General features: G+C 63.5%; 17 protein-coding genes and 1 pseudogene. 14 read left to right on the top strand and 4 right to left on the bottom strand.

The genetic code is table 11. The annotated features are described in order from the left end of the window. Window positions 1-398 precede the first annotated feature (398 nt). Window positions 399-2,987, top strand: coding sequence for an MMPL family transporter (locus Q7U29_RS08450; RefSeq protein ID WP_304740365.1), 2,589 nt, complete (start codon window positions 399-401; stop codon window positions 2,985-2,987). Here Q7U29_RS08450 and Q7U29_RS08445 read toward each other — a convergent pair. Next, on the bottom strand, window positions 2,955-3,602 hold the full coding sequence (locus tag Q7U29_RS08445) for a DUF2147 domain-containing protein (RefSeq protein ID WP_304740363.1): 648 nt from the start codon (window positions 3,600-3,602) through the stop codon (window positions 2,955-2,957). The two genes, Q7U29_RS08450 and Q7U29_RS08445, sit on opposite strands and share 33 nt — an antisense overlap. 122 nt (window positions 3,603-3,724) lie before the next feature. On the opposite strand from Q7U29_RS08445, the gene hpnO reads away from it, so the two are divergent. The 5 genes and pseudogenes from hpnO (at window position 3,725) to Q7U29_RS08420 (ending at window position 7,637) form a co-directional block, all read left to right on the top strand. Next, entirely contained in the window at window positions 3,725-5,116 is a 1,392-nt protein-coding gene (gene hpnO, locus Q7U29_RS08440) for an aminobacteriohopanetriol synthase HpnO (RefSeq protein WP_304740361.1), read from the top strand. Between the two features lie 1,082 nt (window positions 5,117-6,198). Then, window positions 6,199-6,429, top strand: a complete 231-nt coding sequence (locus Q7U29_RS08435) for a hypothetical protein (protein WP_304740359.1) — start codon at window positions 6,199-6,201, stop codon at window positions 6,427-6,429. Between the two features lie 118 nt (window positions 6,430-6,547). Then, window positions 6,548-6,710 (top strand): annotated as a pseudogene (locus Q7U29_RS08430) (aspartate aminotransferase family protein); the annotation flags it as partial. Between the two features lie 104 nt (window positions 6,711-6,814). Further along, entirely contained in the window at window positions 6,815-7,222 is a 408-nt protein-coding gene (locus Q7U29_RS08425; RefSeq protein WP_304740358.1) for a GFA family protein, read from the top strand. A gap of 172 nt (window positions 7,223-7,394) precedes the next feature. Beyond that, entirely contained in the window at window positions 7,395-7,637 is a 243-nt protein-coding gene (locus Q7U29_RS08420; protein ID WP_304740356.1) for a hypothetical protein, read from the top strand. 37 nt (window positions 7,638-7,674) lie between these two features. Here Q7U29_RS08420 and Q7U29_RS08415 read toward each other — a convergent pair whose 3' ends face one another. Beyond that, complete coding sequence (locus Q7U29_RS08415) at window positions 7,675-8,673, bottom strand: LLM class flavin-dependent oxidoreductase (RefSeq protein WP_304740354.1); 999 nt, start codon at window positions 8,671-8,673, stop codon at window positions 7,675-7,677. A gap of 159 nt (window positions 8,674-8,832) precedes the next feature. On the opposite strand from Q7U29_RS08415, the gene Q7U29_RS08410 reads away from it, so the two are divergent. After that, the gene (locus tag Q7U29_RS08410) at window positions 8,833-10,017 is read left to right on the top strand and encodes a cytochrome P450 (protein WP_304740352.1); all 1,185 of its coding nucleotides are present in this window, start codon (window positions 8,833-8,835) and stop codon (window positions 10,015-10,017) included. Window positions 10,018-10,207: 190 nt separating this feature from the next. Here Q7U29_RS08410 and Q7U29_RS08405 read toward each other — a convergent pair whose 3' ends face one another. Both Q7U29_RS08405 and Q7U29_RS08400 read right to left on the bottom strand, forming a co-directional pair. Beyond that, complete coding sequence (locus tag Q7U29_RS08405) at window positions 10,208-11,062, bottom strand: alpha/beta fold hydrolase (protein ID WP_304740350.1); 855 nt, start codon at window positions 11,060-11,062, stop codon at window positions 10,208-10,210. Window positions 11,063-11,103: 41 nt separating this feature from the next. Next, window positions 11,104-12,729 (bottom strand): GMC family oxidoreductase, encoded by a 1,626-nt coding sequence (locus Q7U29_RS08400; RefSeq protein WP_304740349.1) that lies wholly within the window; start codon window positions 12,727-12,729, stop codon window positions 11,104-11,106. Window positions 12,730-12,869: 140 nt separating this feature from the next. On the opposite strand from Q7U29_RS08400, the gene Q7U29_RS08395 reads away from it, so the two are divergent. The 7 genes from Q7U29_RS08395 (at window position 12,870) to mfd (ending at window position 25,983) form a co-directional block, all read left to right on the top strand. Next, window positions 12,870-14,042 (top strand): M20 aminoacylase family protein, encoded by a 1,173-nt coding sequence (locus Q7U29_RS08395; RefSeq protein WP_304740347.1) that lies wholly within the window; start codon window positions 12,870-12,872, stop codon window positions 14,040-14,042. 392 nt (window positions 14,043-14,434) lie between these two features. Further along, window positions 14,435-15,247, top strand: coding sequence for an ImuA family protein (locus tag Q7U29_RS08390; protein ID WP_304740346.1), 813 nt, complete (start codon window positions 14,435-14,437; stop codon window positions 15,245-15,247). A gap of 190 nt (window positions 15,248-15,437) precedes the next feature. After that, window positions 15,438-16,928 (top strand): DNA polymerase Y family protein, encoded by a 1,491-nt coding sequence (locus Q7U29_RS08385; protein ID WP_304740344.1) that lies wholly within the window; start codon window positions 15,438-15,440, stop codon window positions 16,926-16,928. Further along, window positions 16,925-20,491 carry an error-prone DNA polymerase gene (locus tag Q7U29_RS08380; RefSeq protein WP_304740343.1) on the top strand — a complete coding sequence of 1,189 codons (3,567 nt, stop codon included), beginning with the start codon at window positions 16,925-16,927 and terminating at the stop codon, window positions 20,489-20,491. Before Q7U29_RS08385 ends, Q7U29_RS08380 begins: the two co-directional genes overlap by 4 nt. Window positions 20,492-20,651: 160 nt before the next feature. Further along, window positions 20,652-21,362 carry a hypothetical protein gene (locus Q7U29_RS08375; RefSeq protein ID WP_304740341.1) on the top strand — a complete coding sequence of 237 codons (711 nt, stop codon included), beginning with the start codon at window positions 20,652-20,654 and terminating at the stop codon, window positions 21,360-21,362. Window positions 21,363-22,180: 818 nt separating this feature from the next. Further along, complete coding sequence (locus Q7U29_RS08370; protein WP_304740449.1) at window positions 22,181-22,468, top strand: succinate dehydrogenase assembly factor 2; 288 nt, start codon at window positions 22,181-22,183, stop codon at window positions 22,466-22,468. Beyond that, entirely contained in the window at window positions 22,465-25,983 is a 3,519-nt protein-coding gene (gene mfd, locus Q7U29_RS08365) for a transcription-repair coupling factor (protein WP_304740339.1), read from the top strand. The genes Q7U29_RS08370 and mfd overlap by 4 nt, the downstream gene beginning before the upstream one ends. The last annotated feature ends 46 nt before the right edge of the window (window positions 25,984-26,029 follow it).

The following is a 26,029-nucleotide window of genomic DNA, read 5'->3' as shown; positions in this document are numbered from 1 at the left end:
CTCGGTCCGTCCTTCGGATTTGCAATATCCGCACCACGCCCGGCGGCTCGGGTCCACTCCATCCAAGCCCATGGCAGGACAGGGCTTTGTGGCAAAAAACGCTGGGTTAGAAAAGGCGTGCTGCAACACGATCGCGTAACGGCGTTAAGCCAGAATAGGTATTATAATACAGTAACGCACCCGCCGCCGCGTACGAACTCCCGTTCGCCCCCACTGGTTCGTCACTTTACCGCCTGATCAAGCGGACTATATCGGCCTCGCAGCGCAGTTTCGGCGTATTTTGCGCTATTTGGTCATGCACCCAATCAAAAACCTTCAAAAACAACATTAGATCGGCCTGCGGAACTCCGGTAGACAGCGGGCGTTTCCGGCAAGCGGATAACCTGGAAAGAATAGATGTGCTGACAAGTATTGTCGTTTCGATTGTTAAGGCTTGCACACGCTTTGCCGTCCCAACTGTCCTGATCGCACTCATCCTTGCGATCGCGTCGGGCTTCTACACAGCCCGAAACTTCGCCATCAACACCGACATCAACACCCTGATTTCGCCCGACCTGGATTGGCGCAAGCGCGACAACCAGTTCGGCGCGGCGTTCGATCGGGAACGCACCATCCTGGCCGTCATCGAGGCGCCGACGCCGGAACTCACCACCACCGCAAGTGCTGCGCTGGCGAAAAAGCTCGCCGGCGACGCCAAGAATTTCGAATCGATTCAGCCGCTCGGCTCCGGGGAGTTTTTCGAGAAGAACGGGCTCTTGTTCTTGCCCGCGGAGGAGGTCGGCAAGCTGACCAGCCAGTTCGCCTCCGCAGCGCCCCTGATCGAGATCATGGCCGGCGATCCCAGCATTCGCGGCCTGACCGGCGCTCTGGAAACCGGCCTTGCCGGCGTCAAGCGCGGACAGGTCAAGCTCGATAGTACCGAGCGGCCCTTCAACCTGATTGCCCAGACGGTCGAGACCGCGTTGAGCAAGGGCTCCGCGACATTCTCGTGGCGCGAACTCACGAGCGACAAGCCGCTCACCGATTCCGACAAGCGCGCCTTCATCGAATTCAAGCCGATCCTCGATTTCAATGCGCTGGAGCCCGGCAAGACCGCGACCGACGCGATCCGGCAGGCGGCCACCGAGCTCAATCTCGCGGGCGAATATGGCGCCCGGGTCAGGCTGACCGGCCCGGTTCCGATTGCAAATGAGGAGTTCGCGACGGTTCAGGACGGCGCCATCGTCAACGGCATCGGCACCGTGGTCGTCGTGCTCATCATCCTCTGGATGGCGCTGCATTCGTCGAAGATCATCTTCGCCGTGTTCGTGAATTTGTTCATCGGGCTTGCGATCACCACGGCGGCAGGCCTGATGATGGTGGGTTCGCTGAACCTGCTCTCGATCGCGTTTGCCGTGCTGTTTGTCGGATTGGGCGTGGATTTCGGCATCCAGTTCAGCGTCCGCTACCGCTCCGAGCGGTTCAAGAACGATGACCTGGCGCAGGCGCTGGCGATGGCGGCTGAACGCTCCGCGGTTCCGCTCTCGCTCGCGGCGATGGCGACGGCGGCCGGATTCCTCTGCTTCCTGCCGACCGACTACAAGGGCATCTCCGAACTCGGCAAGATCGCCGGTGCGGGCATGCTGATTGCGTTCCTGACCAGCATCACGGTGCTGCCGGCGCTCCTGAAAATGCTCAACCCGCCCGGTGAAATGGAGCCGGTCGGCTACGCCTTCCTGGCGCCGCTCGACGAGTTCCTGGAAAAGCACCGCGTCATCATCATCGTCGGCACGCTGTTGATCGCGACGGCCGGCCTGCCGCTGCTGTATTTCCTGAAGTTCGACTTCAACCCGATCAACCTGCGCAATTCGCAGGTCGAATCGATCGCGACCTTTCTCGATCTGCGCAAGGATCCGAACACCGGCGCCAACGCCATCAACGTGATGACGAATTCGGAAGCCGAAGCCAAAAAGATCGAAGCCCGGCTGGCGAAGGTTCCGGAAGTGCTTCGCGTGATGTCGCTGGACAGTTTCGTGCCGGAGGATCAGCCGGCCAAGCTGAAGCTGATCGCGCAGGGGGCGAAGGTCCTGCTTCCCGCGCTCAACCCTGACCAGATCGATGCCGCGCCCTCCGACGAAGAGAACGTCGCGTCCCTGAAAGGATCGGCGGAGGCCTTGCGCAGGGCCGCCGGCGACGACAAGGGCCCGGGCGCGGTGGCATCGCGGCGGCTGGCCGACGCGCTGTCGAAACTCGCCGAATCGAACGAGGCGATGCGCGACAAGGTCCAGGCCATTTTCGTCACGCCGCTGAAAGTGACGCTCGATCAGCTCAGGAATTCGCTGCAGGCGCAGCCGGTCAGCCTGAAAACACTGCCGGCCGATCTGGTGGCCGGCTGGAAGACCAAGGATGGTTTGATCCGCGTCGAGGCGCTGCCGCGCGGCGACCCGAACGACAACGAAACCCTGCGCACCTTTGCCAACGCGGTGCTGGCAGCCGAGCCGAACGCCATCGGCGGACCGGTATCGATCCTCAAATCGGGCGAAACCATCGTGCGGGCGTTCATCCACGCCGGCATCGGAGCGCTGGTCGTGATCAGCCTGCTGCTCTGGCTGACGTTGCAGCGCATCACCGACGTGCTGATGACGATGGTGCCGCTTCTGGTGGCGGGAGCAGTGACGCTGGAAGTCTGCGTGCTGATCGGGCTGCCGCTCAACTTCGCCAATATCGTGGCACTTCCGCTGCTGCTCGGCGTCGGCGTCGCGTTCAAGATCTACTACGTCACGGCCTGGCGGTCCGGCCGTACCAATCTGCTGCAGACCAGCCTGACGCGCGCGATCTTCTTCAGTGCGCTGACGACAGCCACGGCTTTCGGAAGCCTGTGGCTCTCGAGCCATCCGGGAACGGCCAGCATGGGCAAGCTGCTGGCGCTCTCGTTCGTCATCACGCTGGCCGCGGTGCTGCTGTTCCAGCCGGCGTTAATGGGCAAACCGCGCGATGTCGGGGAGTAGGCAGATATCGCCGATGTCGGGCGGCTGGCCGGCCGCCTGCTTCTGACCGGATTTGGCAGCCGGGCTGGCGGCGCCGGTGGTCTTCGGCGCAGCAGGCGCGGTTGCCTGCTGCGCGCCCTTCGGCAAGGCCCCCGTGTTCTTCGGCGAGGCCCCTGTGCCCTTCGGCGCGCCCTTGGCCATGCTGTTGGTGGGGCTCGAGGGGATCGGGCCGGAGACGCGCGTCCAGGTCTCGCCGCCGCAGAGGAAGCCCAGCACGCAGCCTTGAATCTCCATCTGATCGGAGCCGATCGGCTTGATGGTTGTGCTGTACATCTGGCCGTCCTTGGCGTTGTAGACCTGGCCTTCCCATTGATCGACGGCAGGCTTTTTCTTCATGTCGATCAGGATCGGCATTGCCAGGGTGGGCCTGTTCTGTTTCGAGACATCGGGATTGTTCTTGTCGCGGCCGCCCGGCGTCTTCTCCCAGGACACCGCGCCCCACATGCTGCCATTGCATTCGGCAACCCGGATGTTGGCGACACCGTCTGCCACCCGCCAGTCGCCGGTTGGATCCGCGGCCAGGGCCGATGCAAGGCCGGTCGCCAGGAAAATGGCTGAAAATGCAACGGTGCGCATGATATTTCCTTGGCGGTGCAACATGGTTCCAACCTGTGACTAATGGATGATTCGAGCGGGGTAAAACGCCGCAATGGGCGTTTTCAGTTGACGAAATACCTGGCAACCGACGTATGTAGCCAATGCTATATCCGAATCTAGACGTTTCCGAGATGTTTGTGGACCGCCAGGCGCAGCGCAGTTCCATGCACACGCGCCATCTGAACGAGCAACTCGTACGGGTTCTCAAGACCATCGGGTATGACGTCGGTTTTCAGAAGGGGCAAGGCCAGTACCTGTTCGATCGCGACGGCGCGCGCTATCTCGATCTACTGAGCGGATTTGGCGTTTTTGCGATTGGCCGCAACCACCCGGTGCTGCGCCAGGCCTTGAAGAGCGTCCTCGACGCCGATCTGCCGAATCTCGTGCAACTCGACGTCTCCACGCTGGCCGGCGTGCTGGCCGAACGCCTGCTGAAGCATGTGCCGTATCTGGACAAGGTGTTTTTTGCCAATTCCGGCGCCGAGTGTGTCGAGGCCGCGATCAAGTTCGCGCGCGGCGCCACCGGCCGGCCCGGCATCGTGTACTGCACCCATGCCTTCCACGGTCTGTCCTATGGCGCATTGTCGCTCACCGACGATCCCAACTTCCGCGCCGGGTTCGAGCCGCTGTTGCCCGGCTGCACCTCGATTCCCTTCGACGATCTCGCCGCCCTCGAGCACGCGCTGTCGTCCCGCCAGGTTGCGGCCTTCATCGTCGAGCCGATCCAGGGCAAGGGCGTCAACATCCCCGGCGATGACTTCCTGCCGGGCGCCGCCGCCCTGTGCCGCAAATACGGCACGCTGTTCATCGCCGACGAAATCCAGACCGGCATCGGCCGCACCGGAAAATTCCTCGCCGTCGAGCACTGGAATGTCGAGCCCGACATGGTGCTGCTGGCGAAGGCGCTGTCGGGCGGTCACGTTCCGGTCGGCGCGCTGCTGACGCGCAAGAGCATCTTCGACAAGATCTTCAATCAGATGGATCGTGCCGTGGTGCACGGCTCGACCTTTGCGAAGAACGATCTGGCGATGGCGGCCGGCATCGCGACGCTCGAAGTGATGGAGCACGAAAAACTGGTCGAGCAGGCGGCGCGGCGTGGCGCCGAACTCAAGCTGGCGCTGACCCGGATGATACCGGGCTACGAATTGCTGAAGGAAGTCCGCGGCAAGGGACTGATGATCGGCGTCGAGTTCGGCCCGCCGAAATCCCTCAAGCTGAAGGCGTCGTGGAATCTGCTGGAGAGCGCCAACAAGGGACTGTTCTGCCAGCTCATCACCGTGCCGCTGTTCAAGGAACACAAGATCCTCACCCAGGTCTCCGGCCATGGCAGCCACACCATCAAGCTGCTGCCGCCGCTGACCATCACGGAAGAAGACGGCAAGTGGATCGAGACCGCATTCGATTCCGTCATCGCGGCCAGCCACAAGGTCCCCGGCGCGATCTGGTCGCTCGGCAAGACGCTGGTCGATAACGCGGTGCGGAAATCGGCGTAACGCAGATCCGTGCCTAATCCTCGGTGTATCGCCGCTGCGTTCGATTTGCGATCGGATGAGCAGTGTACTTGGTTACTGCGGTAGCGTTTTCTTACGTAATCGTTTAGAAGTTGCGGCGGGTGGGAGCATGTGTTGCCGCGTTTAATCAGACATTGTGGTGAGGACTTCGATATTGGTCATCTGGATCAACACACGGAGACCTGTAATTGGACCGGCGGAGCGGGTGCTTTTTCGTGCGCGGTGAAGATAAGATATAGCAGTCATTGTTGGTCGGTTGAACACGACGGATCGCAAGCTCAGGGCTCTCATGTTTTTCGAGATCGAGCCCAAAATCGGGTTTTCTGTCCTGTTAGGTTTTCGCATTCGCTGGAGTTGCCAACGATCTTTCGCGAACTTTGCGGAAAACCAACGGCTCGAGTTTCGCAGACTCCCGAATCGAATTGGACAATGTATCGGTTAGAGATGGCATCGCCTTTACTTCTTGGAGAGAAGTATTGGATGTTTTTTCACGTTAAGCGGACGGAAGGCGACGCGGGCGCGCCGACTGAGTTGAGCTTGTTTGTTGAAAGTGCTTATCCACGTGATCGCAGACCCATCTTCGTACGGGGCTGCCCCTTCGGTAAGGTAGTGGAGGAAGCATAAAATTAGGGCGGCCGAAGCCGCCCAGATTTTAGAGTATTCTCGACAAACCAAGCCAGAAGGCCCACAGCCATAAGCAAGTGACCAAGATAGCTCTTGGCGGAACGAGGCCGTCGGCGGAAACCGCCTGAGTCGATCTGTCCTCGTTGTGTTTAAAATAGCGATCATTGACTGGTTGTCAATGACAACTTGAGGGCTCCCAAGATGGGGCCCGCTCGAAATAACACAATGCTTTCAATAAGGTTTCAGTTCCTCAAAAACTTCTCTTGCAATTTTGTTCCTTTTTTGTTCTATTTGCAATGACTTGGCCATGTGTCTGTATCCCGAGCCAAATCGACAAGTAAGGCGTGTTTCTACTAACGCTTTGAAGATGGAATACTTATTCAAGAGAACCGCGCGGGCCTTACTGGCCGATCCTGTATATCGTTTTATAGGAGAGAACCGTGGATACGATCACCGTCTATAAGGTCAGATTGTATGATGTTCTGAACGACGAACCTTTCACATCCCGGCGAATGGCAACGGCTGAAGGTGCTACCATGATGGGAGGTCGGATCATCGACGGGACAGAAGTCGAGATAGATCGATCGAAACTAGAACCGGGTACGGAATGGACGGTTCGCGATTTTGATCCTTATGCGACTGTTGGCTTCCAACGCCAAGTTTCCCGATAGTTGCACCCATTGCCAAAAAACAAGAAGAAATCTAGCAGATGTTGAATCTGCAGCGCCTCGATCCCGGCGGCGCAGCGTTCGATGTCGACGAACAAGTTGATTGCGTCTCAAACACAGCCACACCATCAAGCTGTTACCCGCCGCTGACCATCACGGAAGAAGACGGCAAGTAAATCGAGACCGCATTCGATTCCGTCATCGCGGCCAGCCACAAGGTCCCCGGCGCGATCTGGTCGCTCGGCAAGACGCTGGTCGATAACGCGGTGCGGAAATCGGCGTAGGCATGCCGCACCAGGCGCAGTAGCCTGGCATTGCCTCTTTGAGGCCGCAAATCCGGAAAATGATCGATGGATGAGACGGACGGGTCTCGTCGAAGGGGGGACGCATGAGCAGCATCACTGGGGGATGTCACTGTGGCGCCATCCGCTATCAGGTGGATGGCGAACTGATCGTTCACGCGCTGTGCCACTGCGCGGATTGCAGGCGTCACGCCGGCGCGCCGATGGTCGGCTGGACGATGTACGCCGAGGATGCGGTCAAGGTTACGAAAGGGCAGCCGAAGATCTACGCATCCTCGGAACATGGCCGGCGGCAGTTTTGCGCCGACTGCGGCACCGGGCTCTTCTACATCAACGCGAATATGCTGCCGGGGATCATCGATATTCAGAGCGGGACCTATGACGATCCCGATGCCATTCCGGCCGCGGTGCATATCCAGGTCGCCGAGCGGCTTCGCTGGATGGAGGGCGCGCACGAACTGCCCACCTTCGACCGCTATCCGCCGCAGGCATAGCGACGCAATAAAGCCCCTTGATCAAAAGCCGGATCGCGCGCGGAGCGCTGTCCTCGCATTCACGGTGTCGTGCATGGATGCTACGCGATTTCTCAAATCGCGGTGATGGCTATCTGCTTTCGCGTTGCCGCCCCCAGATAGATGAGGTTCTCTGATTCAAAGGAATCCCATCATGATGAAGATCATCCCGACCATTTTGGCCGCCGCTCTCACGACGACGATTGCAACGCCGGTGTTTGCGCAGGCTGCGATACAGGAACCCGGTGCTGCCGCATTCTATCACCCTGACGCCGATGTGCTTGCCGGCAGGCGGTCGTATCGCCCGCTCGACTCGGCGAGCGCGTATTACAACGGGCCGGTGCCTGTGCAGTCTCACCGCGCCGCTGTACCGCGGCATCATCGCGCGGCGCGATGAACCGTAGCTCGTTGCGCGGCGGCGGGTGAGTTGTCGCTCATCCGCCGCCGCCACTGTCCCGGCCAGCCTCGGCAATCAGCCTGTAGGAATGCAGCCGTGCCTTATGATCGAATACGTCGGAAACCACCATCAACTCGTCGGCGCCGGTCTCATCGACCAGTGCCTCGATGCCGGCCCGGACGGAATCGGGCGTGCCGATAATGGTGCGGGCGAGCATCTGCATGGCCTGGGCTTTTTCCATCGGCGACCAGTAGCTTTCGATATCGTCGATCGGCGGACGGCTGAGACCGCGCGCGCCACGGAAGATATTCGCAAACGACATCTGTTGCGTCGTCGCGAGCCGCCGCGCCTCGCGTTCGGTGTCGGCCGCGATGATGTTGACGCCCACCATGGCGTGGGGCCGCGCGAGCTGGGCTGAGGGCTTGAAGCGTTCGCGGTAGATGTCGAGCGCGGGAATGAGCTGGTCAGGGGCGAAATGCGAAGCGAAGGCGTAGGGCAGGCCGAGCGCCGCGGCGAGTTGCGCGCCATAGGTGCTCGATCCCAGGATCCAAAGCGGGACGTCGGTACCCGCCGCCGGTACGGCTTGCACCCGCTGGCCGGGCACCACGGGGGCGAAATAGGCCTGCAGCTCGAGCACGTCCTGCGGAAAATTGTCTGAGCCCCCGAGGGTACGGCGCAGCGCCTGGACCGTCACCTGGTCGGTGCCGGGCGCCCGGCCGAGGCCGAGATCGATGCGGCCGGGGAATAGCCGCGCCAGCGTTCCGAACTGCTCGGCGATGATGATCGGCGCATGGTTGGGCAGCATGATGCCGCCGGCGCCGACACGGATGTGCTTCGTGCCGGCGGCGATGTGGGCGATGACCAGCGATGTCGCGGCGCTGGCGATGCCGGGCATGTTGTGATGCTCGGCCACCCAGAACCGGCGATAGCCCCAGCCCTCGGCATGCGCGGCGAGATCGCGGGCGTTATCGAGCGCGCCGCGCGCGTCGGTCGCTTCCGTAACACGGACGAGGTCGAGAATGGACAGTGCTGTCATGGGGAACTTTCACGTGAAGATTTCTATGTAGGTGCACTCAGTCCTCAAGGCCAGATCAGGATGCCGCTGCGCCGGTGCGGTGGACGCGATTACATCATTTTGTGCTGCACTTATGCTTCTCCCCGGCATAGAATTGGCCGCAGCCGACAGGATCGCCACATGCCGACCGCGGGCCTCGCCCCACTGGACGAAACCATCACGATCGCGGAGCTCACGCGCGATCCCTATCCGATCTACCGGCGCCTGCGGCGCGAAGCGCCGGTGTTGCGGGTCAAATCCGTCGGCCGCACCTTCCTCACCAGGGCCGCCGATACCAGGCTCGTGAAGGACAACGCGGCCTTGTTCAGCTCGAACGATCCGAACACGCCGATGGAGCGCGCCTTTCTCGCCCGCACGCTGATGCGCAAGGACCACGACGAGCACCGGACCGAGCGCATGGCGATGATGCCTGCCCTGATGCCGAAGACGATCGAGGCGGTCTGGGCGCCGCTGTATGCGAAACTGGCCGCTGATTATCTCGACCGGTTGCCGCGCGGCGAGATCGTCGACCTGTTTCCCGCGCTCGCCGGGCCGCTGGCCGCGCGGCTTCTGGCCCATGCGATGGGCATTCCGGATGCCAGCGACGACGACATGCAGCGATGGTCGCAGACGCTGATCGACGGCGCCGGCAATTTCGGCTGGACGCCGGGACCTTTCGAAGCGACTGACATCGCCAATGCGGAGATGGACACCTGTATCCGCGCCAACGCCGAACGCGTCCGGGCCGAGCCGGATTCCTCGGCGCTGTCCTTCATGGTGAACGCGAAGAACCCGATTCCGGAAAGCCAGATCATCGCCAATGTAAAGATCGCGATCGGCGGCGGCATCAACGAGCCGCGCGACGCCCTGCTGACGATCCTTTATGGCCTGTTGACCCATCCCGACCAGCTGGGTGCCGTGCGCGCCGCCGGCAAATGGCGCTCCGCCTTCGAGGAAGGGGTGCGGTGGGTGGCGCCGATCCAGGTCAGTTCACGGCTGGTGATGGAGGACACCGAGATTCGCGGGTACTTCATCCCGAAAGGCGATACCGTGATGACGATCCAGGCGTCGGCCAACCGCGACGAGGACGTCTTCGACGATGGCGAGAACTTCAACGCGCTGCGCGAACCCAATCCGCATCAGGCCTTCGGCAACGGCCCGCATCATTGTGCGGGTGCGCATCTGTCGCGGCGAACCGTTGGCGCCATCCTGCTTCCCATGCTGTTCGAGCGCTTCCCCAACATGACCTTGCCTGATCCCGCTGGCATGCGCTGGCACGGTTTCGGTTTCCGCGGTCCGCTCAATTTGCCGGTTCGGCTGCAGTAGGTCGGTAGGGTGAGGGGCAGCTCTCCCACTTGCGTCGTCCCTGCGAACGCAGGGACCCATAACCCCGGTCATCTGATGCGATGACGCATGGTGCAACAAGCCCGTTAACACCATCCACAACATCTACGTCACAGCGTATGGGTCCCTGCGTTCGCAGGGACGACGGCTCTTATGCAAGGATGCAACCGCATTACGGCTCGAACGACGCCAGCGCCTCAAGCACCTTTCCCGGCGCCTCCTGCGCCACGCAGTGGCCGACGCCCTCGAACGTCCACCGGCTCGCCTCCGGAATCAGGGCGACGGCTCTTGCAGACATTTCCTTGTAGATCGGCCATGATTTTTCGGCGGTCGCGACGCGCACCGGACACTCGATTTGGGATAACCAGGCAAAGGGATTGCCGCGTTCGTCGCCGGCATAGACCTGTTCCATCGCCTCGAAGATCGGCCCCAGCATCGCGGCTTCGATCTCCGGCCGACACAGCAGGCCCACCCGGTCGTCCGGCAGGGTCTCAAAACCATGCCGCACATAGGCCCACAGGGCGCCCTCGGTCCAATCGGCGAACGCCGGCGCCGCGCGAAAACGCTGGAATGCCGCGGCGGCGCTGTCGAACTCGCGCTGGCGGCGCAGCACGCCCTGCGCAAAGGCCTTGCCGTTGGCCCGCACGGCGGCAGCGTCGGTCCTGACCACGCGCGGGTCCATGATGGTCGGCTCCATCACGAACAACCGCTGGAAGCGCCGGGGCTTGAGTTTTGCAGCGAGCAGGAGGTCGGTGGCGCCGGCGCTGTGGCCGACGCCGAAAATGCCGGTGAGGTCGAGCGCCTCGGCCACGGCGCAGATGTCGGAGGCGAAATCCAGGAAGTGATAGTGCTCCGCCGCCGGCTTGTGGCTGGCGCCGTGGCCGCGGCGGTCGATGCCGTAGACGCTATATTTCGACGTCAGTTCGCGCGCGACCTCGTCCCAGACCTCGGCGACGAAGCCGGTGCCGTGCACCAGCAGCGCAGGCGGTTTGCCGGAATCAGCATCGCCCCATCGCGTCAGCGCCATGCGCCCGCCTGAATGCTCGACCCACAGGCGATGCCGGTTCTTCATTTTGCCGCGCGCGAATCTTCTGAAATCATTGTCGCCCCCTTTTCGGCAATCATCGCCGTCGGGGTATTGGTATTGCCTGACGTGATGGTCGGCATCACGGAAGCGTCGACCACGCGCAGTCCGGCGAGGCCATGAAACCGCAGCCGTTCGTCGACCACGGCAAGCGGATCGCTTGATGTGCCCATCTTCGCGGTGCCGACGGGATGAAAAATCGTGGTGCCGATATCGCCGGCGGCCTTTGCCAGCGACGCGTCGTCGTCGCCGACCGACGGCCCCGGCAGATATTCCTGCGGATGATAGCGCGCCAGCGCCGGCTGCTGCATCAGCCGCCGTGTGGCGCGGATGGCGTCGGCGGCGACCTGGCGGTCATCATCGGTCGAAAGGTAATTCGGCGCGATTGACGGCGCCTCGTCGGCCCTGGCCGAGCGAATCCGCACGGTGCCGCGCGAGGTCGGCTGCAGATTGCAGGCGCTCACGGTGATCGCGGGGAAGCGGTGCAGGGGGTCGCCGAACTTGTCGAGCGACAGCGGCTGCACGTGGAACTGGATGTTGGCGCGTTCGCGGGTAGCGTCGGAGCGCGTAAAAATGCCGAGCTGCGACGGCGCCATGGTCAGGGGACCGCGGCGGCGGAACGCATAATCGAGCCCCATCAGGCCGCGCCGCATCAGCGACCAATAGGTTTCGTTGAGGGTGCGGACGCCCTCGACCTTGAAGATCGCGCGCTGCTGCAGATGGTCCTGCAGGTTGCGCCCGACGCCCTGGCGGTCGAGCACGCATCCGATCCCGAGCGGCGCCAGCCAGTCCGCAGGCCCGATGCCGGAGCGGTGCAGCACCTGGGTCGATCCGATCGAGCCGGCGCACAGGATCACTTCGCCCCTGGCGCGGGCCTCGACCACTTCGCCGCCTTGCATGAAGCGCACGCCGACGGCGCGGCCCTGCTCGACGATCAGGCGGTCGACCAGCACGTTTTTTTCGAGACGCAGATTGGCGCGGTTCAACACCGGCTTGAGAAAGCCGCGCGCGGAAGACCAGCGGCGCCCGCGCTTCTGGTTGACGTGGAAATAGCCAACGCCCTCATTGTCGCCGGTGTTGAAATCCGGAATCTTCCGGATGCCCATTTCCGCCGCGGCGTCGCCGACCGCATCCAGGATGGCCCAGGACAATCGCGGCGCCTCGATCCGCCAGCCGCCGCCGGCGCCATGATGCTCGCTGTCCCCGAGGAAATGATCCTCCAGCCGCCGGAACGCCGACAGCACGTCGTCATAGCCCCAGCCAGTGAGGCCGAGCTGGCGCCAGTGATCGTAGTCGGCGGCCTGTCCGCGCATCGAGATCATGGCGTTGATGGCGGACGAGCCGCCGATCACCTTGCCGCGCGGATAGGCCAGCGCGCGGCCGTTGAGACCTGCCTCCGGTTCGGTCCGGAACATCCAGTCCGAACGGGGATTGCCGATCGCGAAGAGATAGCCGACCGGGATGTGAAACCAGATCCAGTTGTCGTTGCCGCCGGCCTCCAGGATCAACACGCGCTTGTCCGGATCGGCCGACAGCCGGTTGGCGACGATGCAGCCGGCGGTGCCCGCGCCGACCACGATGTAGTCGAAATCACCTTCAATCCGCTTCATAAGCCACCACCGCGTCGCCCGCCATGGGCCCAAAGGCCATAGCGTCGCGGGCCCCGGCTGTACAGGCCGGAGGGCTGTTGGGCGGATAGCGGGTGCGTGCTAGACAGGGTCAAATCGCTCAAACCGCACCGGAATTCCCCATGCCCATCGTCAACCGCGTCGCCGATCTGCAACCCGATATTCAGGCTTGGCGCCGCGATATCCACGAAAACCCCGAATTGCTGTACGACGTGCACCGCACTGCGGCATTCGTGGCGGACCGTTTGCGGGAGTTCGGCTGCGACGAAGTGGCAACCGGCCTCGGCCGCACCGGCGTGGTCGGCGTCATCAGGGGCCGCAAGCCCGCCGGCAATGCCGAGGTCAAGGTGATCGGGCTGCGCGCCGACATGGATGCGCTGCCGATCGAGGAAGAGACCAATCTGCCCTATGCCTCGAAGACGCCGGGCAAGATGCATGCCTGCGGCCATGACGGGCATACCGCGATGCTGCTGGGCGCCGCCCGCTATCTCGCCGAGACCCGGAATTTCGCCGGCGATGCGGTGGTGATCTTCCAGCCGGCGGAGGAGGGTGGCGCGGGCGCCGCCGCGATGATCAAGGACGGGTTGATGGACCGCTTCGCCATCGATCAGGTCTACGGCATGCATAATGGTCCCGGCATCCCGATTGGTTCGTTTGCGATCCGGCCGGGTCCGATCATGGCGGCGACCGATGCGATCGATATCAGGATCGAGGGGCTCGGCGGCCACGCCGCGCGGCCGCACATGTGCATCGATTCGGTTCTGGTCGGCGCGCAGCTGATTGCCGCGCTGCAGTCGATCGTCTCGCGCACCGTCGATCCGCTGGAATCCGCTGTCATTTCGATGTGCGAGTTCCACGCCGGCAACGCGCGCAACGTGATCCCGCAAACCGCGGAACTCAGGGGCACCGTTCGCACCCTGACCGACGAGGTCAGGAAACTGGTCGAGAAGCGGGTGCGCGAGGTCGTCGCCGGGGTGGCGCAGATGACTGGCGCCAAAATCGATCTGGTGTACGAGCGCGGCTATCCCGTGGTGGTCAACCATGCCTCGCAGACCGATTTCGCCACCCAGGTGGCGAAGGAAGTTGCCGGCGACGCCAATGTTCACGATATGCCGCCGCTGATGGGCGCGGAGGATTTCGCCTATATGCTGGAGGCGCGTCCCGGCGCGTTTATCTTCTGCGGCAACGGCGACAGCGCCGGGCTGCACCACCCCGCCTACAATTTCAACGACGAGGCGATCGTGTTCGGCACCTCGTACTGGATCAAGCTGGTGGAGAACACGCTGGCGGCGTGAGACGCCGCAAGACCGGCACGCTGCGCGGCGTCCGGGGCTAGGATTCGCTACGCAACGCGCCGGACTTGAGCAACGGCACAATAATCTATCAATTAAAGGTTGTGTCAGGAAATGTCAAACCCTTGCGGCGAATATCTGCGTGAATGGTTGTCGACCAAACGCGCATAACCTTCCTGCCTCCACAAGGATGAAGCGTGAGTGAGGAGCGCCGGGCTGCGAGCCATTTCGGGTTCCGTCGATCCCATTGGGATTGCTCATTAAAATCACTCCCTCCGATGCCGATTGACTCTCTCGGTCCTATTAGCTTTATATTAGAACATATCATGAACAAATGGGCTGGCCGCGGGTTCAACAGAGACCTGTGACGGCCCAGCACCCCGAGGGAGCGGCGCATGACCGGCGCGCGCACGAACACGCTTGCGAGTTTGCGCGGCAGCATCGAGCGCATCGAGGCGCAGGCTGACGCGTCGGCGCCTGCGCGCGTGGCGCTCGGGCATGCGGAAGCCGATGCGACGCTGCAGGGCGGCCTCGCGCCGGCCGCCGTGCACGAGGTGTTTGCCGAGGGACGGCAGAGCGCCGCGGCGACCGGGTTCATCGCAGGGCTTGCGGGACTCGTAAGCCTCGCGGGGCGTGTAACCGCACGGCGGCCGCTGGTGTGGATCCGGCAGGATTTTGCCGAGATCGAATCCGGCGCGCTGTCGATGGCCGGGCTCGCCGAACTCGGCCTCGATCCGCGCTGCGTGGTGACCGTGTGCGCCGCCGATGTCGACGCCGCGTTGCGGACCGCCGCCGACGCGCTGGTCTGCGATGCGCTGGGCGCGGTGGTGCTGGAAGTCTGGGGCGAAGCCCGGCAGTTCGATCTCGTCGCCAGCCGCAAGCTGACGCTGGCGGCGCAGGCCTCCGGCGTCACCGGACTGTTGCTGCGGGTGGCGGCGCAGCCGCAGCCCTCGACGGCGGAGACCCGATGGATCGTGCGCGCGGCGCATTCGCCGCCCGCCTCGGTCGGCAGCGCGTGGGGCGCGCCGGTGTTCGACGCGCAACTCGTTCGCAACCGTCATGGCCCGGTCGGCCGGTGGATCATGGAATGGAAATGTGATGAGTGCCTTTTCGCGAAACCGTCGGCGTATCCTCAGCCTGTGGCTGCCGCGCCTGCCCATCGACCGCATCAAGCGTCAATTACCGGTCAACAACGCAGAGCTGGATAAAAAGAGCGAAGCCTCTTGCAACACAGACGGTCGGCCCCCTCTCCCGCTTGCGGGGGAGGGCCGGGGTGGGGGTGCCGCCGCGAGTCAGACTGTTCGTGCGGAGAGAGTTTCCCCCACCCGTATCGCATCTATCGATGCGATACGACCTCAGAGCGAGCTTAGCTCGTCTCGACCCCCGCAAGCGGGAGAGGTGAAGAAAGAAGAACCCAGCATCGTCGTCGCCAAACAGAACAATGCGTTGCAGATTTTCGCGCTCGATGACGCCGCAGCACATCTCGGCCTGTCGATCGGCCTGCCGCTCGCCAACGCCCGTGCCATCTGTCCGCAACTGAAAGTGTTCGATGCCGACGAAGCGGCCGACGCCAAAGCGCTGAATGATATCGCCTGTTGGTGCGACCGTTTTACGCCGCTGGTGGCGCTGGATCCCCCGCACGGCCTGTTTCTCGACATCACCGGCTGCGCCCATCTGTTCGGCGGCGAGGCCGCGCTGATGCAGATGATATGCGGATCGCTGAGCCGGCAGGGTTTTGCCGTCAGCGCCGCGATTGCCGGCACATCGGTCTGCGCGCGCACCATGACGCGTCATGTCTCCGGCCACATCGTGCCCGATGGCGGGGAGGCCGAGGCGGTCAAATCGCTGCCGGTATTCGCGCTCGGCGCCGATGAGGCCATCACCCGCGGCCTGCGCCGCGCGGGCTTGAAAACCATCGGTGACGTGGCCTCGCGCGCGCGCCACGAAATCACGGCGCGGTTCGGCGATGGTTTTACCAGCCTGCTGGAGCAGGCGCTGGGGCAGGGCGACGCGCCGATCAGCCCCTTGAAACCGCTGCCGGATTTCATCGTGGAAAAACGGTTTGCCGAACCGGTCGCCACCGAAGTCGTGATCTCGGCGACCTTGTCCCGGCTGGCGGCGATGCTGGTGGCGGCGATGGACCGCCAGGGCAAGGGTGCGCGGCGGCTGCAGGCCCAGTTCTTCCGCACCGACGGCGCGGTGCGCGCGATTGCGGTCGATACCGGGCAACCCGTGACCAGGCCCGAGGTGATCGACCGGCTGTTTCGCGAGCGGCTCGATGCCTTGAGCGATCCGCTCGACCCCGGTTTCGGCTTCGATCTCATTCGCCTGTCCGCCAGCCGCGTCGAGATCGTGGTGCAGCAGCAGCGCGATCTCGATGCCAATGTGCACGACAATGACGAGCTGGCCGCCCTGATCGACCGCATCGCCGCGCGGATCGGCTGCAAGCGCGTGGTCGTGCACCTGCCGCAGGACACCCATATTCCGGAACGCGCGGTCATGACGGCCCCGGCGCAGCATCGTCTGGCGGCGGCTCAAGCGGCGGACTGGCCGGAGCGGGAAGAGAGCGAACCGCCATTGCGGCCGTTGCGGCTGTTCGCGCGGCCGGAACCGATCAAGGTGATCGCGGAAGTGCCGGATGGACCGCCGGCCTGGTTCCAGTGGCGGCGGGCGTCCCACACGGTGGTGCGCGTCGAGGGTCCGGAGCGCGTCGCGATGGAATGGTGGCGATCGCGGGAAGAAATGCTGACGCGCGATTATTTCCGCGTCGAGGACGAGACCGGCCTGCGGTTCTGGCTCTACCGCGACGGTTTGTATGACCGCGAGATCGCGCAGCGCGAGGGTGAGATCGTGCAACCGAACTGGTTCGTGCACGGGCTGTTCGCATGAAGGGCCCTGACGGCATGGCTTACGCCGAGATCGGAATCACCACGAATTTCTCGTTCCTGCGCGGCGGATCGCATCCGCAGGAATATGTGCGGGAGGCCAGCGACCTCGGTCTTGCCGCCATCGGCATTGCCGATCGCAACACCCTGGCCGGCGTGGTGCGGGCCTACAAGGAGCTGGAAAACCCTGAAGTCACCTGCAAACCAGAATTGCTGATCGGTTCGCGCCTCGTCTTCATCGACGGCACCCCTGATATCCTGGTCTATCCGCGCGACCGCGCCGCCTACGGCCGGCTCTGCCAGCTGCTGACCCGCGGCAAGCGCGGCGACGATGCCGACAAGACCGAAAAGGGCGAATGCCGCCTTGGTTTCGACGATCTGCTCGAATTCGCCGAAGGCCAACTATTGGTTTTGACGTTGCCGCATCGCTTCGAGCCGGAAACAACCCTCAAAATTCTCGACCAGCTGCGGCGCAGCGGCGCCGATGGCGTGTGGCTGGCGGCCAGCCTGCTGTATCGCGGTGACGACAAGCGCCGGCTGGCGCGGCTGCAGCGGATCGCGGCCACCGCCCGCGTGCCGCTGCTGGCGACCAACGAGGTGCTGTATCACCATCCCGCCCGCCGCCCGCTGCAGGATGTGCTCTCCTGCATTCGCGAGAAGGCCACCATCGACACGATCGGCAAGCGGCTTGAAGCCAATGCGGAGCGCTATCTCAAGCCGGCCCACGAAATGGCGCGACTGTTCCGCGACGTGCCGGAGGCGCTCGCGGAAACCATGCGGTTTGCGAACCGCATCGGTTTTTCACTCGACCAGCTCAAATACCAGTATCCCGACGAGCCGGTGCCGCCGGGCAAGACCGCGCAGCAGCACCTGGAAGACCTGACATGGGCCGGCGTCAGGCAATATTTCGCCGGCGAGATCGACGACACGCTCCGCGCCACCTTGCGCAAGGAGCTCGACCTCATCGCCGAGCTGAACTACGCGCATTATTTTCTCACCGTGCACGACATCGTCCGCTATGCGCGCAGCGTAAACATCCTCTGCCAGGGCCGGGGATCGGCGGCAAACTCCGCGGTCTGCTACGTGCTCGGCGTCACCTCGGTCGACCCGACCAAGGTCGATCTGCTGTTCGAGCGGTTCATTTCCAAGGAACGGCTGGAGCCGCCCGACATCGACGTCGACTTCGAACATTCGCGGCGTGAGGAGGTGATGCAGTATGTCTATCGCCGCTATGGCCGCCACCGCGCCGCGATCATTGCCACCGTCATTCACTATCGTCCGCGCAGCGCGATCCGCGACGTCGGCAAGGCGCTGGGGCTGACGGAAGACGTCACCGCCGCACTCGCCGATACCGTGTGGGGCAGCTGGGGCAAGGGCCTCGACGACATGCAGGTGCGGCAGGCGGGGCTCGATCCGCAAAATCCAATGGTTGGCCTCGCGGTCGAGCTTGCCGGCGAGCTGATCGAATTTCCGCGGCATCTGTCGCAGCATGTCGGCGGCTATGTGCTCACGCAGGACCGGCTCGATTCCTATGTGCCGATCGGCAATGCCGCGATGGACGACCGCACTTTCATCGAATGGGACAAGGACGACGTCGACGCCCTGAAAATGATGAAGGTCGATGTGCTGGCGCTGGGCATGCTGACCTGCATCCGCAAATGCTTCGACCTGATCGCCGACCACAAGGGCGAGCGCTGGCAACTCGCGTCAGTCCCGCAGGATGTCCCCGAGGTCTACGACATGCTGTGCCGCGGCGAGTCGCTCGGCGTCTTCCAGGTCGAAAGCCGCGCCCAGATGAACATGCTGCCGCGACTGAAACCGCGCAAATTCTATGACCTCGTCATCGAGGTTGCCATTGTGCGGCCCGGCCCGATCCAGGGTGACATGGTGCATCCCTATCTCAGACGGCGGAACGGCATCGAGAAAGAGAATTATCCGTCGCCGTCGCCCGCGTACGGATCTCCTGACGAACTCTACAAGGTCCTGCACAAGACCCTCGGCGTACCCTTGTTCCAGGAGCAGGCGATGCGGATCGCGATCGAGGCGGCGGGATTTTCGTCGGAAGAGGCGAACGGATTGCGCCGTGCGATGGCGACGTTTCGCAATGTCGGCACCATCGGCAATTTCGAGGAGAAGATGACCGGCAACATGATCCGGCGCGGCTACGATCCGGAATTCGCAAAAAACTGTTTTAATCAGATCAAGGGTTTCGGCTCTTACGGTTTCCCGGAAAGCCACGCCGCGAGTTTTGCGCAACTCGTTTATATCTCGTCCTGGCTGAAGCATTTTCATCCCGACGCGTTCTGCTGCGGCCTGTTGAACTCGCAGCCGATGGGCTTTTACGCTCCCGCCCAGATCGTCGGCGATGCCCGCGCCAACGGCGTCGAGGTGCGCGAGATCGACGTGTCGTTCAGCCATGCGCAGAATACGCTGGAGCAGGGGAGCGGCAAGTATTGCGCGGTGCGGCTAGGGTTTCGCCAGATCGATGGCTTCAAATGGGTTGATGCGGACGAGGAGAGGCTGAAGCGAACTCAGGCGTCATCCCGGGGGGCGGAAATCAGCCGGCATGGCCGCCGCGAAGGGATTGCGCCCCCTCTCCCGCTTGCGGGGGAGGGTTGGGGTGGGGGTGTCTCCGCGAGTCACACTGTTCGAGTGGATAGAGCTTCCCCCACCCGGATCGCATCTAGCGATGCGATGCGACCCAAGAGCGAGCTTCGCTCGTCTCGATCCCCGCAAGCGGGAGAGGTAAGGGACGACTGGGCGGAGCGCATCGTCGCCGCCCGCGCGCGCCGTCCCTTCACCTCGCTGGAGGATTTCGCCCGCGATACCGGCCTGCCCAAACGCGCGCTGATTCAGCTGGCGGATGCCGATGCGTTCCGCTCCATCGGGCTGGATCGCCGCGCCGCGCTGTGGGCGGTGCGGCGGCTGCCCGACGACGTGGCGCTGCCGCTGTTCGAAATCGCCACCGCGCGCGAGCAGCCCGACGAGAACGCACAGCCGCTGCCCGAGATGCCGCTGCCGGAACAGGTGGTCGCCGACTACCAGACCATCCGGCTGTCGCTGAAGGGCCATCCGATGGAGTTTTTGCGGCCGATGCTTTCGAAAGAACGCGTCGTCGCCTGCAGGGAGGTCTGCCATGCCAACGACCGAAAGCGTGTCCGCTGCGCCGGCGTGGTGCTGGTGCGGCAGCGGCCGGGCAGCGCCAAGGGCGTGGTGTTCATGACGCTGGAAGACGAAACCGGCATCGCCAATATCGTGGTGTGGCCAAAGGTGATGGAAGCGTTCCGCAAGGAGGTGATGGGTGCCCGGCTGCTTCTGGTCGAAGGCTATATCCAGAGCAGCCCCGAACAGGTGACGCATCTGGTCGCGCAACGCCTGACCGACCGCTCGCATGACCTGGTCGGCCTCGCCAACGACGCGCTCGGCCGCAAGCCTGCGGTGCCGGCAGGCCCCGCGCTGATCGAGCCGCTCAACGACGACCGTCGCGAGCACCTCGACAATCCCGCCCAGAAAATCCGTCATCCGCGCAACGTGCGGATCCTGCCGCCGTCGCGGGATTTTCATTGAGGCTCGAGCTCGCACATCGATCGAGCTGGTGGAGAACACCGAACGGAGCAAAAGCTCTCAACGAGCCGACTCAATTTTCCCAACGCTTGTCATCACGGTTACGGCATTCTTAAGAATTCGTTCAGTTCTACGCATGATCATTGGCCAAGGAAGGTCGGTCATGCAGGGCCAGCAGCCAAATCGTTTTGAGGGCATTGGGGCGGTTGGAGACACGACCGACAACCATCTGCCGTCGCCACCCGCGAGCATGGATCCCTCGGATTATCTTAGCCCCATCCGGGAAGAAGCCTTGCAGTTGCTGAACCCGGCTGTCGATCGGACCCGCGTTGCCTGGCTTGCTGCGGGCGCACTCGCAATCGGGTTCGGATTGGGATGGGTTGGCAGCTCAAGCTGGCACGAATCTCCAATGGTCGTTGCATCGAACCCATCAGTCCAAAAAGACAATTCTATCCGCCGAACCGAAATGAAGTCGGCCAATAAGGCCGAAAGCGGTCGAAAACAAACGGCGCTCGGTACCGGGACCAACAATTCTCCCAAACCTCCGAGTTTATCGACGGGTACGATACCGCGCCCGGATGGGGGAAATTCAAGAGCGACAACCGAGGCTTTGCCACCAGATACCAGTCTGTCCACTGGCTCGATTGCGCCTCGCGAGCTGCTCGTGCCAACCCCCGAGACACGACCGACCACAATTGAGGGCTGGATCGTTCGTGATGTTCGAGGCGGCACGGCCTTCCTCGAAGGACCGGATGGCAGCCGGACGGCAATGGTTGGGGACACTGTGCCCGGAGTTGGACGCATCGATTCGATCGTGCGTTGGGGCAATCGCTGGATCGTTGCCGCAGACAAGGGATTGATCGCGACACCCTGATCGCAACCAAATGCCGAAGCGCGCCCGTTGTCGCCTTCATGCCCGGCGCGGAATGACAGAAGCATCTCGACGACGCGACGCAAGCCCTGCGTCCCCTGGCCGAAGAGCTGAAGGCCAGCGAGACAAGATGAGCGGGGGCACCTCCAGGGCTTCCATTTGTCCAGCGGCTTCAACAAATCGACCCGACGGGCAAATCACTTCCGATTAACAGAAATCGTGTCAAGCCCTTCGAGAAAAAATATTTCTGTTTTCCAGAAGCAGGAATTGGATTATACAATCTGCCATCCCGTCCCATTCAGAGGGGCGTTTCGCGAACGTCACGGACGTCGGGGCGGGGATGCGGTGGACGCAGCGGCACGCGAGACGGGCGGGTTTGCTGCGGACGGCGAAATCGTGTGGTTCCGACACCCCAAAGGCTGGTGTCAAGTTCGCGCTCACGGGCGCGGGCAACGGTGGCAAAAGTGCAGGGCTCACCGAGGAGAGCACGTATAAGCCTTAAACCATCGCGCAGGGAAAGCCGGATGCCTCCGCTTCACCTGTATGCTCGTGTGCCGCCTACCTCTACCCCATTGCACACGAGACCGCGGGTGCAGCGCGCACCCGGCTTTCCCTGCGCCCTCTGATTGGAGGGGCGAAGGAAAATTCCAGCAAACCTCGGGCGAACCGCGCTGCGAGATCGCGAAGGTGCGTTTATGCACGGCACCGTTGCAACAGAATGGTCCATTCCCCGAACATCGGGGCTGACATTCGTCACTTCGATGGCTATATCAACCCCGCCCGGCACGTCCGGGCTTTTGGCGTTCGGATGGGAATCATCAATGACGGGATCGGCACGATCGAGCGACGGCCTGGATGACCGTCGCAAGCGGCTTTTGTTTCGCTGCTGGCATCGCGGCACCCGCGAGATGGACCTCATCCTCGGCCGCTTTGCCGATGCCGAGATCGAAAACCTGTCAGACGACGAACTGGTTCAATTTGAGCATCTGATGGACGTGCCCGACCCCGATCTCTACGCTGCACTGACCGGCAAAATGCCGCCGGCGCCGGACTATGCCAACGGCCTGTTCGACCGCATCCAGTCATTTCGGGCGGGTCCCGTGGCATGAAGGCTCCGACACAATCGCCGGCGCAGATGCTGACATCAGGCCGCGCGCTGACTTTTGCCAATGTCGCCGAGGGCGCCGAAGGCCTCGTGGTTTCCGACCTCGCGCGCGCGGTGGCGGCGCGGCCGAACCCGCCGGCGGTCAGCCTTGCCGTGGTCTGCCGCGACGGTCCGCGCATGCAGCAACTGGCCCGCGCGCTGGAATTTTTCGCGCCCGATCTGCCGGTCATGCAGTTCCCGGCCTGGGACTGCCAGCCCTATGACCGGGTGTCGCCGCACGGCGGCATCCTGGCGCAACGGCTGACCACGCTGGCGCGGTTGTCGCGCCTCGTGGGCAGCGACAAGCCGCTGATCGTGCTGACCACGGTCAACGCCATCGTGCAGCGGGTGCCGGCGCGGGAAACCGTCGCGGCGCAAGCGTTGTCGGTGGCGCCAGGGCACGTGGTGCCGATGGCCTCCATCATCTCGTGGCTGGAGCATAACGGCTACAATCGCTCGTCGACGGTGCGCGAGCCCGGCGAATACGCCGTGCGCGGCGGCATTTTGGACCTGTTTCCGGCCGGGCTCGACCAGCCGGTGCGGTTCGATTTCTTCGGCGACAGCCTGGAATCGATCCGCAGTTTCGACGCGGAAACCCAGCGTACGCTGCTGCCGATGCGCTCGCTCGATCTGGTGCCGATCTCGGAATTTCAACTGGTCACCGAAACCATCCGCCGCTTCCGGATGGGCTACGTCGCCACCTTCGGCGCGCCGCAACGCGACGATCTCCTGTACGAAGCCGTCAGCGAAGGCCGCCGCCATCCCGGCATGGAGCACTGGCTGCCGCTGTTCCAGGACCGGATGGACACGCTGTTCGATTATCTCGACGGCGCGCCGGTCGCGATCGAGCCGCAGAGCGAGGACGCGGCGCGAGAGCGCTTCAAGCAGATCGCGGACTATTACGAGGCGCGGCGCGAGGCGCTGGAGCACCCCGGTGGCGGCGCGATCTACAAGCCATTGCCGCCGGACCGGCTGTATCTGACCGAAGACGAGTGGGGCAAGCGGCTGGATGAAGCGGCGCTGGCGCGGCTGACCCCGTTCGCCGTGCCCGACGGCAGCGCCGGCACGGTCGATGCCGGGGCCCGGCAGGGCCGCAATTTTGCGCCGGAGCGCGCCGATACCTCCGTCAACGTGTTCGAGGCCGTCGTCGCCCACGTCCGGGCGCTGCATGCGCTGCGCAAGAAAGTAGTGATCGCGCTGTGGAGCGAAGGCTCGCGCGACCGCATGGGCAGCATGCTGAAGGACCACAAGCTCGGCCAGCTCACCAGCGTCAACTCCTGGCGCACGGTGCAGGCGACGCCGCGCAACGAGGCCATGCTGGCGGTGGTCGGCATGGAATCCGGGTTCGAGACCGAGCATGTCGCCGTCATCAGCGAACAGGATATTTTGGGCGACCGGCTGGTGCGGCCGCGCAAGGCCAGCCGCAAGCTCGACAATTTCATCTCCGAGGTCACCAGCCTCAGTACCGGCGATCTCGTGGTTCATGTCGAGCACGGCATAGGCCGCTTCATCGGGTTGCAGACGCTCGAGGTCGGCGGCGCGCCCCACGATTGTCTCGAGCTGCATTACGCCGCCGATACCAAACTGTTTCTGCCGGTCGAGAATATCGAACTGCTGTCGCGCTACGGCTCCGACCACGCCAATGTCGAGCTGGACCGGCTCGGCGGCAGCGGCTGGCAGGCGCGCAAGGCAAAGCTCAAGAACCGCATCCGCGAGATCGCCGGCGAGTTGATAAAAATCGCCGCCGCCCGGCACCTGCACGAAGCGCCGAAGATGCCGGTGCAGCCGCATCTCTACGACGAATTCTGCGCGCGCTTCCCCTATGAGGAAACCGAGGACCAGCTCGGCGCCATCAATGCCACGCTGAAGGACCTCGAAACCGGCCGGCCGATGGACCGGCTGATCTGCGGCGATGTCGGCTTCGGCAAGACCGAGGTGGCGCTGCGCGCGGCCTTCGCGGTCGCGCTCGAGGGCAAGCAGGTCGCCGTGGTGGTGCCGACCACGCTGCTGGCGCGGCAGCACAGCAGGAATTTCACCGAGCGATTCCGCGGCTTCCCGGTCAATGTCGCGCAGGCCTCGCGACTGGTCCCGGCCAAGGAACTCACGCAGGTCAAGAAAGGCATTGCGGAAGGCGGAGTCGATATCGTGATCGGCACTCACGCGCTGCTCGGCAAGGCGATCAGGTTCAGGGATCTCGGCCTCGTGATCGTCGACGAGGAGCAACACTTCGGCGTCACCCACAAGGAGAAACTGAAGCAACTGCGAGCCCAGGTCCACGTGCTGACGCTGAGTGCCACGCCGATCCCGCGCACGCTGCAGCTGGCGCTGACCGGGGTGCGCGATCTGTCGATCATCGCCTCGCCGCCGGTCGATCGTCTGGCGGTCCGCACCTTTGTGGCGCCGCACGACCCCCTGATGATCCGCGAGGCGCTGTTGCGCGAACGCTACCGCGGCGGTCAGGCGTTCTATGTGGTGCCGCGGATCGAGGACCTCGCAGGCGTCAAGGATTTTCTCGACAAGAATGTGCCGGAGATGAAGGTCGCGGTGGCGCATGGCCAGATGCCGCCGACCGTGATCGAGGACATCATGTCGGCATTCTACGACGGCAAATACGATATCCTGCTGTCGACCACGATCATCGAGTCCGGCCTGGATATTCCCACCGCCAACACCCTGATCGTGCACCGCGCCGACATGTTCGGCCTCGCGCAGCTCTATCAATTGCGCGGCCGGGTAGGGCGCTCCAAGCTGCGCGCCTATGCGCTGTTCACGCTTCCGGCGCAGGCCAAGATCACGGCGCAGGCCGAACGGCGCCTGAAGGTGCTGCAATCGCTGGAGACGCTCGGCGCCGGCTTCCAGCTGGCATCGCACGATCTCGATATCCGCGGCGCCGGCAATCTGCTCGGCGAGGAACAGTCCGGCCACATCAAGGAAGTCGGCTTCGAGCTGTACCAGTCGATGCTGGAGGAGGCGATCCTCAACCTCAAGGCCGGCGTGGTCGAGCCCGCGGCGGACCGCTGGTCGCCGCAGATCACCATCGGCATGCCGGTGCTGATCCCCGAGGAATACGTCAACGACCTCGCGGTGCGGCTGTCGCTGTACCGGCGGCTGGCCGATCTCGACACCGACGACGAGATCGACAATTTCGCCGCCGAGCTGCGCGACCGCTTCGGCGTGCTGCCGGACGAAGTGCGCTATCTCTTCAAGATCGCCGCGATCAAGGGCTATTGCCGAAGAGCCAATGTCGAGAAGGTCGATGCCGGCCCGAAGGGCGCGGTCATCACCTTCCGCGACAACAAGTTCGCGCAGCCCGATCGTCTCGTCTACTTCATCCGCCAGCACGGCAACGCCGCCAAGGTGCGCCCGGACATGAAGGTAGTGTTCCTGCAGGTCTGGGAGACGCCGGAAGAACGCCTCTACGGCACCACGGAGATTTTGCGGCAGCTGGCCAACCTCGCCGAGAACAAGAAGGCGGCGTGATCGCTTTGCAGGGTGGGCAAAGGCGCTTGCGCCGTGCCCACCGTCT

Origin of the sequence: Bradyrhizobium sp. (assembly GCF_030654605.1) — a bacterium.
Lineage (GTDB): Bacteria > Pseudomonadota > Alphaproteobacteria > Rhizobiales > Xanthobacteraceae > Bradyrhizobium.
The sequence above is the reverse complement of the archived record's forward strand: the minus strand, read 5'-3'. Positions and strand labels throughout refer to the sequence as shown.